Annotated in this window: 16 protein-coding genes; 10 read left to right on the top strand and 6 right to left on the bottom strand. The window is 61.8% G+C overall.

Annotated elements, in window-relative coordinates; all coding sequences use genetic code 11:
• Positions 1 to 8: 8 nt before the first annotated feature.
• The gene (locus ACU4IU_RS15820; protein WP_446657255.1) at positions 9 to 383 is read left to right on the top strand and encodes a VOC family protein; all 375 of its coding nucleotides are present in this window, start codon (positions 9 to 11) and stop codon (positions 381 to 383) included.
• A gap of 99 nt (positions 384 to 482) precedes the next feature.
• Here ACU4IU_RS15820 and ACU4IU_RS15825 read toward each other — a convergent pair whose 3' ends face one another.
• Positions 483 to 1463: an NmrA family NAD(P)-binding protein gene (locus ACU4IU_RS15825; protein WP_446657256.1), complete on the bottom strand. Its 981-nt coding sequence runs from the start codon at positions 1461 to 1463 to the stop codon at positions 483 to 485.
• Positions 1464 to 1598: 135 nt separating this feature from the next.
• Here ACU4IU_RS15825 and ACU4IU_RS15830 point away from each other — a divergent pair, with 135 nt between their 5' ends.
• Positions 1599 to 2279 (top strand): TetR/AcrR family transcriptional regulator, encoded by a 681-nt coding sequence (locus ACU4IU_RS15830; protein ID WP_139908371.1) that lies wholly within the window; start codon positions 1599 to 1601, stop codon positions 2277 to 2279.
• Positions 2280 to 2748: 469 nt separating this feature from the next.
• On the opposite strand, the gene ACU4IU_RS15835 is transcribed toward ACU4IU_RS15830, so the two are convergent.
• Positions 2749 to 3120: a DUF1844 domain-containing protein gene (locus ACU4IU_RS15835; protein WP_039206663.1), complete on the bottom strand. Its 372-nt coding sequence runs from the start codon at positions 3118 to 3120 to the stop codon at positions 2749 to 2751.
• A gap of 348 nt (positions 3121 to 3468) precedes the next feature.
• On the opposite strand from ACU4IU_RS15835, the gene infC reads away from it, so the two are divergent.
• The 5 genes from infC to ACU4IU_RS15860 all read left to right on the top strand — a co-directional run bounded on the left by infC (position 3469) and on the right by ACU4IU_RS15860 (position 6324).
• Positions 3469 to 4050: a translation initiation factor IF-3 gene (infC, locus tag ACU4IU_RS15840; protein WP_039206665.1), complete on the top strand. Its 582-nt coding sequence runs from the start codon at positions 3469 to 3471 to the stop codon at positions 4048 to 4050.
• A gap of 100 nt (positions 4051 to 4150) precedes the next feature.
• Positions 4151 to 4357 (top strand): 50S ribosomal protein L35, encoded by a 207-nt coding sequence (gene rpmI, locus ACU4IU_RS15845; protein ID WP_039206667.1) that lies wholly within the window; start codon positions 4151 to 4153, stop codon positions 4355 to 4357.
• A gap of 128 nt (positions 4358 to 4485) precedes the next feature.
• Positions 4486 to 4875 (top strand): 50S ribosomal protein L20, encoded by a 390-nt coding sequence (gene rplT / locus ACU4IU_RS15850; RefSeq protein WP_025779787.1) that lies wholly within the window; start codon positions 4486 to 4488, stop codon positions 4873 to 4875.
• Between the two features lie 191 nt (positions 4876 to 5066).
• Positions 5067 to 5888: a TrmH family RNA methyltransferase gene (locus ACU4IU_RS15855; RefSeq protein WP_446657257.1), complete on the top strand. Its 822-nt coding sequence runs from the start codon at positions 5067 to 5069 to the stop codon at positions 5886 to 5888.
• A 148-nt stretch (positions 5889 to 6036) separates the two neighbouring features.
• The gene (locus ACU4IU_RS15860) at positions 6037 to 6324 is read left to right on the top strand and encodes a hypothetical protein (protein ID WP_446657258.1); all 288 of its coding nucleotides are present in this window, start codon (positions 6037 to 6039) and stop codon (positions 6322 to 6324) included.
• 70 nt (positions 6325 to 6394) lie between these two features.
• On the opposite strand, the gene ACU4IU_RS15865 is transcribed toward ACU4IU_RS15860, so the two are convergent.
• Positions 6395 to 6811, bottom strand: coding sequence for a VOC family protein (locus ACU4IU_RS15865; RefSeq protein WP_446657259.1), 417 nt, complete (start codon positions 6809 to 6811; stop codon positions 6395 to 6397).
• A gap of 38 nt (positions 6812 to 6849) precedes the next feature.
• Complete coding sequence (locus tag ACU4IU_RS15870) at positions 6850 to 7221, bottom strand: hypothetical protein (protein ID WP_446657260.1); 372 nt, start codon at positions 7219 to 7221, stop codon at positions 6850 to 6852.
• A gap of 84 nt (positions 7222 to 7305) precedes the next feature.
• On the opposite strand from ACU4IU_RS15870, the gene ACU4IU_RS15875 reads away from it, so the two are divergent.
• From ACU4IU_RS15875 to ACU4IU_RS15885, 3 genes are all read left to right on the top strand, one after another.
• Positions 7306 to 7965, top strand: a complete 660-nt coding sequence (locus ACU4IU_RS15875) for a pentapeptide repeat-containing protein (protein ID WP_446657261.1) — start codon at positions 7306 to 7308, stop codon at positions 7963 to 7965.
• A 151-nt stretch (positions 7966 to 8116) separates the two neighbouring features.
• Positions 8117 to 9019, top strand: a complete 903-nt coding sequence (locus tag ACU4IU_RS15880) for a polysaccharide deacetylase family protein (RefSeq protein ID WP_135809592.1) — start codon at positions 8117 to 8119, stop codon at positions 9017 to 9019.
• An 88-nt stretch (positions 9020 to 9107) separates the two neighbouring features.
• Positions 9108 to 9857 carry a DUF429 domain-containing protein gene (locus ACU4IU_RS15885; RefSeq protein WP_446657262.1) on the top strand — a complete coding sequence of 250 codons (750 nt, stop codon included), beginning with the start codon at positions 9108 to 9110 and terminating at the stop codon, positions 9855 to 9857.
• Here ACU4IU_RS15885 and ACU4IU_RS15890 read toward each other — a convergent pair.
• Positions 9854 to 10270, bottom strand: a complete 417-nt coding sequence (locus tag ACU4IU_RS15890) for a hypothetical protein (RefSeq protein WP_376906282.1) — start codon at positions 10268 to 10270, stop codon at positions 9854 to 9856. The two genes, ACU4IU_RS15885 and ACU4IU_RS15890, sit on opposite strands and share 4 nt — an antisense overlap.
• Positions 10271 to 10316: 46 nt before the next feature.
• Entirely contained in the window at positions 10317 to 11948 is a 1632-nt protein-coding gene (locus tag ACU4IU_RS15895; protein WP_446657263.1) for an acetolactate synthase large subunit, read from the bottom strand.
• Positions 11949 to 12041: the final 93 nt, after the last annotated feature.

Consider the following 12041-nt stretch of genomic DNA (forward strand, 5'->3'; position numbering starts at 1 on the left):
GATTGCCCATGGTGAGTCGAATCAGCGACCTTATCGTCAAAACCCCGGACCCGGCTCGGCTGAGCCGATTCTGGTGCGAAGCACTGGGATACGAAGTGACGGCCACAGACGAAACCGGAGTCGCGATCTCCGGGGCGTCGAATGCACCGACCATTCTCTTCGAGCGTTCGAACGATTCGTTTGGGGACAACAGTCTGCATCTCGACCTCTGTCCGACTGACCGCAGCCAGGCGGACGAACTCGAAAGACTTATGGCGTTGGGTGCCACGAAGACTGATGTCGAGCCGTCAGGAAGCTGGCATGTTCTCGCGGATCCGGACGGCAACAAGTTCTGTCTCATGGCGAAGCGCATCCCAGCAGAGCCGAACGACTTCCATGACTGAGTCCTAACCCAATCGGTGACAGAAACATGAAACGACCATGCAGTTCTGCGGATCACTGTCGAACTTCCGCGGTCAGAGGACGTTCGCGACCGTTATTCCTCAGAGCATCTGCCGTACGCCTTCGCGCCAGTCGGTTGTGCCGACTGTTTCGGCCAAATCGGCGGAGTCGATGACGCAGGGTTCGTACCAGATCGGTGCCAACTGGTTGAGCTCATAGAAGGAGCGTTCGAAAGCACCGATGGCACGGGTCGCCCAGCGTGGGACTGAGAGCGGACGCTTGTGCTTCTTCTCCAGGACGTCGGCGGTGAAGTCGGCGATCTCGGCCAGTGTCGGATTTGATGCCGGTGCGATCCGCAGCTGGTGCGTCCCTGCGGGGACGTCCTTCAGATCCTCTGCCGCCTGGATCATTGCGGCTGCGTGGTCGGCGATGACGGTGATTCCGTGCGGGACATCAGTCCGTGCCGGCACCATGGCCCTACGCCCGGCGGAAACGGGTTCGGTGATGCACATCCGCACGACCGACGACCACTTTTCCGCGGTTCTGCCGAGCAGGTCCCCGGCGATGACGCTTGCGCTCGTTGCGGGATGAGAGTCACGGGCTTCGATGAGTCGCTGCCGGATTCGTCCCTTGTCCTCCACCGGAGCGAACGGTGACGTCTCGGTGATCGGGGCGTCGAGTCCGGCGAAAGCGTAGACCGACTCCGGGAAGACGACGGGGATGCCGAGGTCTGCGGCGGTGTCGAGGATCGCTGCGTCGAGGCGGGGGAGAACCTGCTCCCATTTCCGACTGTCATAGGGAGCGTGTGCGCAGGCGAAGATCGCATCGACTCCCTGCGCGGCCTCGGCCAGCTGGGCGCGATCACTCGCATCGGCCTTGAGGTGAGTTGGAGCGCTGACTGTCGTCGTGCCAGACGTTGACGACGTTTCCGATGGGGCGGTGGTGTTGGTCGCTCCGCCCGAAGCGCTGGACGAACCTCTGCCGGAGCGGGTGGCGATGCGGACATCTGTGCCTGATGCGATGAGCTGAGTCGCGATCTCCGAACCGATCTGACCATTGCCGATGACGAGTGCTGTTTTCATGACGGATCCCTTCCGATGCCTCCGATGATTAAACGAGAGCGGTGCTCTCTCGAATCAGCGTAAGGCTCGGCAGCCGACAATTCAAGAGCAGTGCTCACTGTTGTCATCATTGCTCTCGGATCGTAAGGTGAAGCCATGACTGAGACCCCGCGGCAGCGCGCCCGCATCGAAACGGAAGCGCAGATCACGGCCATCGGCAATCGCATGATCGATGACGAGGGCGTCGACGGGCTGTCGCTGCGAGCGATCGCCCGTGAGCTCGGAGTCGTCTCCAGTGCGGTGTACCGGTACGTGAAGAGTCGTGATGAACTGCTGACGATCCTCATCCGCGACGCCTTCACGCAGATCGCCGATGCTGTCGATGAGGCTTTGGCCGGGGAGCGGAGCGTCCGGGTGCTCGCGCTGGCGATGCTTGACTGGTCGCGCACGTATCCGAATCGGTGGGCGCTCATCTACGGCACTCCGATCGATGGGTATGAGGCTCCCCGTGAGGAGACCGTGGTTCCGGGAACACGCATCATGGTGGCCTTGGCGTCCTTGGTGGCGGAGTCAGCGACCGGCACCGAGGCGGCCAACGGAGCTGGCACGGCCCAGAGTGCCGACGCTCAGGAGCTGAGCGCGACGCTCGAGCCGCTGCGACAGGGACTCGACGAACTCGGACTCGACTACGACGATGCCGTGATCCTGGAGACCATCACGGTCTGGGTGGCCATCGTCGGGCTGATCAACGGTCTGCGGTTCGGCCAGTTCGGGCCGGGATTCGACCACGTCGAAGGCGATCTCATGTCCGAGGTGATCGGCCGCCTCGGCGCGTGAATCGGTGAACGTCTGCGGGCAAGGACACGACCGCCTCGGCGGATGATGCTGTCGGTTGACGGCCGTCCTGCAGCCCAAAGAGCAAGGCACTCTCTCAACCTGGTCTCAACGCGAATGGAGGACCTGACCATGCGACGATTTGCCACGCATGCCCTACTTCCCGGCATCATCTGTGCGATTGGCGCAGGACTCTTATACGGATTTCTGGTCCTGACTGGAATCAGTGTGAGCAGTCGAGAAGTCGACCTTGATTCTCAGGTCGATTTCGCTTGGGGAACTCTTACCTTGTATCTGGGAATCGGCCTGGTGGTGGGCGTCCTCCCTGAAATCGCCTTCGGGCGACGCGGACCTAAGAAAGGCGCAGAGGGTCGAGTCCGTGAATGAGTGCGCCGCCTCGGCGAATGAGAATGCGACAACGGCCCCCGATCGAAGATCGAGGGCCGTAGCGTGAGTGGTCAGCGGGGGAGTGTCAGCGGACGGGGCCGGTGAACTTCTCTCCGGGACCTTCGCCGGGGGCGTCGGGGTATTCCGAAGCCTCGCGGAAGGCCAGCTGCAGGCTGCGCAGTCCATCGCGCAGCGGGCGGGCGTGGTGGTCGCCGATCACGGTGGCAGCACCGGTGACGAAGCCGGCCAGTGCGGTGATGAGCTTGCGGGCCTCATCGAGGTCCTGGAGGTCGGCGCCGCGACCTTCGGCGGTGTCCTCGGCCAGGCCGCACTTCACGGCGGCGGCGGACATGAGGTGGACGGCGCTGGAGGTGATGACCTCGACAGCGGGGACCTCGGCGATGTCGCGCGTAACGTCGGCGATCGCCTCGGCGGGAACAGATTCTTCAGAACTCATGCCATAAGCTTGACATATAAATCAATGCGGCGATCACACCAGGGCCTCGATGTGCGAAGAGTCATGAAGCGTAGTACACTGGTAGCTGGTGCGAAGCGGAGTCTGTCTCCCACCTTGATCGCGAAGAGCGATCGGGTCCAAAGATCTGTCCGTCAGGCATAGTCTGATCGGGTCCAGATCGAGGTGTATTCACTGAACGTACGTCTACCGTACTGCTCGTGTGTGCAGGCTCCCTTGGCATGTGTCAACGGGAGCCTTTTTCGTTGTCACGACCACATTTGAGCAAAAAGGAGTGAACACATCAGCGAGACGCGCATCAATGACCGGATTCGGGTTCCCGAGGTCCGGTTGGTCGGACCCAATGGTGAACAGGTCGGTATCGTTGCCATTCGCAAGGCACTCGATCTCGCCGGTGAAGCTGGCCTCGACCTCGTCGAGGTAGCCCCACAGGCGAAGCCACCCGTAGCCAAGCTCATGGACTACGGAAAATTCAAATATGAATCTGCCCAGAAAGCCAGAGAAGCCCGGAAGAACCAGGCGAACACTGCGCTGAAGGAGATCCGCTTCCGTCTCAAGATCGACGAACACGATTACGAGACGAAGAAGGGCCACGTCACCCGCTTCCTCGAAGGCGGCGACAAGGTCAAGGTCATGATCATGTTCCGCGGACGTGAGCAGTCCCGTCCCGAGATGGGCATCAAGCTGCTCAACCGCTTGGCCGAAGATGTGTCCGACCTCGGCTCCGTCGAATCCTCACCGCGAGTCGACGGACGCAACATGGTGATGGTCATCGCCCCGCACAAGTCAAAGTCTGACGCCAAGGCGGAGGCCCGGAAGGCATCGGCAGATGCCAAGGGCAAGTCCGCTGAGGTGAAGTCCCGTCGCGATCGGGTCGCTGCAGAGAAGAACGCAGCTCGCCCGGACGCGTGAGAAATTAAGTACGTCGCGTTCCAGGTCCGTCCTGGTCTGTGCGTGTGAAGTAGTTGCCAGCGGTTGACGCGGGCAACGAATTGCAAAGGAGAACGGCACTATGCCGAAGCAGAAGACGAACAGCAGCGCCAAGAAGCGCATGCGCGTGACTGGCAGTGGCAAGATCATGCGTGAAGGCGTGAACAACCAGCACAAGTTCGAGGGCAAGTCCTCGGCTCGTAAGCGCCGCGTGTCCACCGACCAGGAACTCACCGGCGGCGACCGCGCCATGGCCCGCAAGCTTCTGGGCAAGCTCAAGGGCAGGTGAGACCCCTTTCGGGTCTTTCTTTCCCGGACAGTCTCCGGGATCTCCCACGGGCAGTCGAAAGCGGCTCCCACAGCTTGAACCAGAGTCCGGCACCGCCGGCAGATACGAACTTTCTAAAGGAGTAACACGTGGCACGTGTGAAGAGAGCGGTCAACGCTCACAAGAAGCGCCGGGTCATCCTCGACCGGGCAAGCGGCTACCGCGGACAGCGCTCGCGCCTGTACCGCAAGGCCAAAGAACAGGTCATCCACTCGCTGGTCTACAGCTACCGTGACCGTCGCAAGCGCAAGGGCGACTTCCGTCGTCTCTGGATCCAGCGCATCAACGCCGGCGCCCGCGCCAACGGTATGACCTACAACCGTTTCATCCAGGGCCTCAAGGCCGCTGGAGTCGAGGTCGACCGTCGCATGCTCGCCGAGCTCGCCGTGAACGACTCGGCCACCTTCGCGCACCTGGTCAAGGTCGCCAAGGATGCTCTTCCTGCTGACGTCAACGCAGCGAAGACCGACGCCGCCTGAGCAGCGTCTTATCTAAACTCCGGTCACTTAAGTGACTGACCGATCGCCTCGGTGATCGACGACGGCCCCGAACTGCAGGTTCGGGGCCGTCGGTCTTTTCGCTCGGACTCGCATGGTCCCCATATCAGCTCCTGTCCCTTCGGGCCCCACTTCTTCCACTTCAGCATTCAACGGATCGAGAACACGGTTTCATGAAACTCCCTGACGTCATCTCCTCACCTCAGTCGAAGCGGATCAAGAATGCCGCGAAACTGCTCAAACGTCGTGATCGCAAGGCCACGGGGCAGTTCCTCGTCGAAGGTCCGCAGGCCGTCCGTGAGGCCCTGGCGCGAAAGGGCTCCGTCCTCGAGCTGTTCATCACCGAGGAGGCCGCCGAGGAGCATCCCTCGTTCGTCTCCACGGCCAAGCACGGGCGTATGCAGTGCAGCACCGTCACCCCCGAGGTGCTCACTGAGCTCGCCTCGACCGTGAACTCCCAGGGTGTCGTGGCCGTGTGCAGGGCGCTCGACGTGGAGCTGACCTCGGTGCTCGACAAGGAATCGCAGCTCGTGGTCGTCCTGTCGCAAGTGCGCGATCCGGGCAATGCCGGCACGATCATTCGCCTGGCCGATGCCGCGGGCGCCGATGCCGTGGTGCTGACGTCGTCGTCGGTGGATGTCTACAACGACAAGACCGTGCGGTCGACCGCCGGCTCGCTCTTCCACATTCCTGTCGTCACCGGAGTCGGACTCTCCGAGGTGACCGAACTGGCCCGTGCGCGCGGCCTGCAGGTGCTCGCCGCCGACGCGAACGACGAAGCCCACGATCTTCACCATCCATGGGAGACGGGTCTGGATCTCACCGCACGGACCGCCTGGGTCTTCGGCAACGAAGCCTGGGGGATGAGCCCCGAGGATCTGGAGCTGTGCGACTCATCCGTCGCCGTCCCGATCTACGGCTCGGCCGAGAGCCTCAACCTCGGCACTGCCGCCGGAGTCTGCATCTACGAGAGTGCTCGCAACCAGCGGATGTGAGGGGCTGGGCGGCCTCGGTGGTCTGGGGAAGGTGCTCTCGACTGGCTCGCTGAGCTGCGGCAGCGGTTCAATTCTGCGGTGATCTGCGCTACTGTGGCGACAAGTAACCTGGTCGATTAACAGCAGCAGTCAGGGCGGTGAGACGAGCGTGGTTGATGTTGCCGATGCGCCGAAGTCTTTGGCGACGCTGCGGAGCCATCATCTCAAGGAAGCGATCGAGTCAGTGGTCGTCTTCTCGGCTGTTGCGTGTATTTTCTGGGTACTCGATTTCGGCACTGGTGCCTCTCCGTCGGTACCGGAAATGCTGCTCACGATCACATTGCCAATTGCTCTGTTCAAGGAGTATTTCGTCTACACCTCGGCGGTGAAGAGACTCGGTTTCGTCGATGTCCCGAAAACGGCGTTGGCAGGAGTCTCAGCTTCCCGTGGCCGCTGAGACGCGCATGACTGTGCGCTCATCGTGCGCGAAACCCCTCTGCGACCGTCCGTCAGGTACGTAAATCTATTCAGCCGTTCGCAGCGGCCTTCGCCGTCTGCTCATTGGCGACGACCTCCCAGATGTAGCCGTCGAGGTCAGCGAAGTAGCCCATGTACGAGCCATCGACATCTTGACCAGGATCGGCTGATCCACCGGCGGCGACAGCACGGTCAAGTACCTCGTCGATCTCAGCACGCGTGGCGAATGCACACGAGATGATGCTGGCGCCGGGAACCGGATTCTTCGAACCTGGCTGGCCAGAGAGCTCGAGGTACTGTCCGTATTCGTCGGCGGTGATGAAGAAGATGGAGAGGTTCGGCAGCTCGAAGGCGACGATGCCGTCCTCCACACCGTCGGTTTCGAGGCCGAGTCCATCGGCGTAGAAGTTTGCGGTGGCCTGCGGGTCGGCGACGGGCAATGACAGGATCGTTGTCAGTGGCTTCATGCCTGCAGTCTAGTGGGGGAGACGTTGATCGCTCAGCCTTATTTCGAATACGTCACTATTCCGCCGTAGACCGCCATGATCACGACGGTCATGGCTAAACAGAATCCAGTGGCGGTGAGCCCACGCCACCACCATGACGTGTGTGGTCGGAGCTGATTCAGCATCGATGGTGCGATCACCGCAGTGGCCACCCAGCCGAGGACAACTAGAAACCCGAGAAACAAGCTTCCGATTCCGAAGAACAGATCACTGACGATCCCGCCACACTGGAAGCCGGCTCCACCGCAGCCGATGTACTGAGCGTGCAGGTAACGGACCACGAGGTAGGCAACAGCGAGCACCCCGCCTGCTGCAAACGCAACCGCGTAGGGTGCATCGCGGTCATTAAGTGAGCGTGGCCGCGAGTCCATGCACCCGACGGTAACAAGGCGGGTTTTCGTTCGGGTGAACTCGCAACGACGGGGTACGTCACCGGCAGCGATTAGGGTGGGCGCATGACCACGGAGACTCCGCGACCACCGAAGATCAACCTCGGCGAGCTTGCCCAGGGCTACCTCGGCGATATCGATCCTGAGGAGTTCCTCGAAGGGATGGAGTTCACTGACCTCAATCTCGCCGAGGCGGATGCCACCCAAGCGACGTTCCTCGACTGTCGATGGTCGAACGTCAATTTCGGCGATGTCGACGTACCGGTCGATCTCACCGGGGCCAGGATCTCCGGCACGGAGATTACGGACTGCCGCGCCGACACGTGGACTATGTCCCGTGGGAACCTACTGCACACAGCGATCTCTGGGACGCGGATCGGTGCCGGCGTTGTCTATGACAGCGTGTGGGAGAAGGTGCGATTCACCAATTGCCGTATCTCCTACCTCAACCTGCGTGGGTCGAAGCTTACCGATGTCGAGTTCCTCGACTGCAAGATCGACGAGATCGACCTCGACCGGGCGAAGGTCAGCCGGGTCGCATTTCCGGGAAGCAGCGTCGGAGTCTTCCAGTGCGAAGGCGCCGCCCTCGGCAACGTCGACATTCGGGGGCTGGAACCGCATAAGATCTCCGGCGTGCACTCGCTGCGCGGAGCGACCATCGACGACACCCAGCTTATGCTCTTTGCGGAGCTCTTCGCCTCGGAACTCGGCATCACCGTGGAGTGAGCACGGGAAGCTCCTAACGGAAAAGTACGGTCTCTGACCTGGTGAGAAACCTATTGCGCAGATCACTCTTCGGTGAAAGACTCACAGCATCGCGGCATTCGCCCGCAGCGAGTCCGCGTTCTCACTTTCGAATGGACGGAGGATGCGCAAGATGGCCAAAGAGATTTTCGTTTCACTCGGTATCGACATCGACGCAGTGTCAGGCTGGCTCGGTTCCTACGGTGGGGAGGACTCTCCCTCAGACATTCAGCGGGGCATCTTCGCCGGCGAGATTGGAGTTCCCCGGCTCCTGAAGATGCTCAAACGCCGCGACCTCAAGGCAAGCTGGTTCATCCCCGGACATTCGCTCGAGACCTTCCCTGACCAATGCAAGATGGTGCACGACGACGGACATGAGATCGGCGCCCACGGCTATAGCCACGAGAATCCCGTCGCAATGACGAACCGTCAGGAAGACATCGTCATGGAGAAGTCCGTCGAGCTCATCACGAACCTCACAGGCAGCCAGCCACGCGGCTACGTCGCCCCATGGTGGGAGCTGAGCGCATACACGCCTGAGCTGCTGAAGAAGTTCGGTTTCGAATACGACCACAGCCAGAGCCACAAGGATTTCGTACCGTACTACTCCATCGCCGGCGACGAATGGACGCCGATCGACTACTCGCAGACGCCGGAAACGTGGATGAAGCCGCTCAAACACGGCAAGGAGATCGACCTCGTCGAGATCGCTGCGAACTGGTACGTCGATGACTTGCCGCCGATGCTGTTCGTGAAGAGCAGCCCGAACAGCCACGGCTTCGTCAATCCCCGCGATATCGAGACCTTGTGGCGCGACCAGTTCGATTGGGTCTACCGCGAACTCGACTATGCGATCTTCCCGATCACGATCCACCCGGACGTGTCCGGCCGACCGCAGGTGCTGCTCATGCTCGAACGTCTGCTGGACTACATCGGCGGGCACGACGGTGTGAAGATCGTGACCATGGGCGAGATCGCTGATGACTTCCGGGCACGCTATCCGTTCGAGTCACCTGAGCGTCCACCGGCATACTGAGGACGCTGGACAGTACACGGCGTCCGTCGTCGGTACCTCCGTGGAGCGGGCCGATAGCCCCGTGGATACACATGGAAAGAAGGTCGGGATGAAATTTGCCGGAGTCGACCTCGCAGCCGAGGCGGACCGCACTGGCCTCGCTATACTCAATTTTGGCGAGGGGGAATCGCTCAACGCGCAAATGACAATTGATGAACTTCTTCTTGGCGCCGACGATGACGCGATCCGGGACTCAGTTGTTCAGGCAGGTCGGACAGGTATTGACGTGCCTCTTGGCTGGCCACAGAAGTTCGTCGAATTCGTGTCCGACCACGCCAGTGGAAGTCTGTCCGCGCCGGTGACCACCGACCGCGAATGGAGACGGGGGCTGGCGCTGAGGGAGACTGATCGATCCGTCCAACGCTGCACCGGTGTCTGGCCATTGAGCGTGGCCACTGAGCGGATTGCTTATGCGGCAATGCGCTGGGCAGGTATCGAGGCACACCTGAGGGCAGAGGGCGTCTCAGTCGCCCGAGACGGGTCAGGTGTCGTCTATGAGGTCTATCCTGCGGCAGCGCTGAAAGCGTGGGGCCTGCAACATCGTGGTTACAAAGGACAGAAGAACTCTGAATTCCGGCACCAATTGGTTGACGACTTGTCCGCGAAATTTCCCAACTTGGAGTGGAATGGGCACAGAGACCTCTGCGTCGCCGATGACAATGCGCTGGACGCAGTGCTCGCCGCCATCATCGCACTGGAAGCCTATTTGGGCAGATGCGAACCGGCTCCTGCTGACTTGAAGTCGAGTTCGCTGCGAGAGGGGTGGATCTGGGTTCCAAGAATCGACCGAACCGACTAGGTGTCGGCGTCCAGCCCCTCCGTGCTGTCCGGGGGAGTGAAGTAGGTTCTGCGCAGGTAGAGCATCGCTCCACCGCAGACCGCAGCGATGACGATCGCGGTGACTGCCACGTCGATGACATTTGCCCCGCCGACGAGCAGCGACGGCAGAACGAACCCGCCCACCAGCGAGCAAATGAGCCCAACTCCCAACGGAACGCTGCCGATGAAGCTCCTGACCTCGAGCCTGACACGACTCGCCCGAAACACAGACCAGACCACGATCGCCGAGGCTGCCGCCACCCCAAGCATGACCCAGAGCAGTGAATCGATCGGCCGGTCCCGCAGGAATGCCTTGACGATCTCGCCGAGGGATCCCCACGCGCATAGCGTGGAGATCCCCAGCAGAATCGTGAAGAGCCGTGACCGTATCAATCGACCAACTGGCGGGTCAGGGGCGCAAGCACCAAAAAACAGCGCTTCACCGCTTGCCCAACTCGTCGATGAGCACGCGTTTGTTCTCCGAGTAGTCGACGGGCACGACGACAACATGCACGCCACCAACAGAGAACGCATTCTCAAGGGCATCGCTGATGCTGTCGACATCCTCGACGCGGGTGCCGGTGGCCCCATACGACTCCGCGTACTTCACGAAGTCCGGGTTGCCGTAGGTCAGACCGTAGTCGGGGAATCCGTCCGCAGCCTGCTTCCACCGGATCATGCCGTAGGCGTTGTCCTCGAGGATGACGACAACAAGATCGAGACCCAAACGCACGGCGGTCTCCATCTCCTGGCTGTTCATCATGAACCCACCGTCGCCGACCACGGCCATGACCCGACGCTCCGGGTAGGTCAGCTTCGCCCCGATAGCCGACGGCAGGCCAGCGCCCATCGTCGCCAGAGCATTGTCGAGCAGCAGCGTATTCGCCCGGGTCGTGCGGTAGTTACGGGCGAACCAGATCTTGTACATTCCGTTGTCCAGGGCCACGATCCCATCGGTCGGCACGACGTCTCGGACCTCCTGGACGATCCGCTGTGGGATGAACCGATCCTCATCGGCTCCCTCGTGGATCTTGATGAGGATCTCATCGCGCATCGGCAGGAGCGCCTCGGCGGTGGGCACGGGACCACCGAGCACCTCGGCGAGCTTGTCCAGGGACGGAGCCAGGTCGCCGATGACCTCGAACTGCGGGAAATACACCTGCTCGACGATGGCGGGACGGTAACCGATGTGCACGACGGTCGGCCCGGTCTCGTCCATCGTGAACGGCGGCTTCTCCGTCGTATCGTGACCGATGGTGACGATGACATCGGCCGCATCGATCGCGTCGTGGACGTAGTCGCCGGACGTCAGCGCCGCCGTGCCCATGTACAGGTCCGACGCTCCCGTCACCGACCCCTTGCCCATCTGCGTGGTGACGTAGGGGATGCGCATCTCGGCGACGAAACGCGACAGCGCCTCACTGCACGAGGCCCGGGAGGCATCCGCACCGAGCATGAGCAGCGGGTTCTTCGCCTCTTTGATGACGTTCGCGGCGTTCGCAATCGCCGTATCCCCGGCGACGGGCCGAGTGTTCGTATGTGGTTCGATGAGCTCGAAACCGTCGACCTGCATTCCCGCGATGTCCTCGGGCAGCTCGAGGTGCACCGGTCCGGGACGCTCGGCCTGAGCGGCGCGGAACGCCTCCCGGACCATCGTCGGGATCATCGACGCCGAGGTGATCTGCTTGCTCACCTTCGTCAGCGGATCCATCGTCGCCACCGTATTGACCATCTGGAACGCCGCCTGCTCGGCCGTGCGGATGCCCTTCTGGCCGGTGATCATGATGACCGGCATCCCGCCGAGGTGGGCGTACGCAGCCCCGGTCGCCAGGTTGAGTGCGCCCGGCCCCAAGGTCGTGAGCACCACACCGGGCTTGCCCGTCAGCCGGCCGTAGGTGGCGGCCATGAACGCGGCCGCCTGCTCGTGGCGGGTGAGGATGAGTTCGATCGATGAGTTCCGCAGGGAGTCGACGAAGTCGAGGTTCTCCTCACCGGGAATGCCGAAGATCCGCTCGACGCCTTCGTTCTCCAGGGCTCTGACCATGACATCTGATGCACGTTGTGTCGTCATGTTCCCGACCCTACGCTCTTCTCCGCTCAGTCCCTATGACCGGCCCCACACCTCCATCACCGAGGTGGACCACCCACCCAGCGGACGTACGGA

Source organism: Brevibacterium sp. CSND-B09 (genome assembly GCF_052906525.1).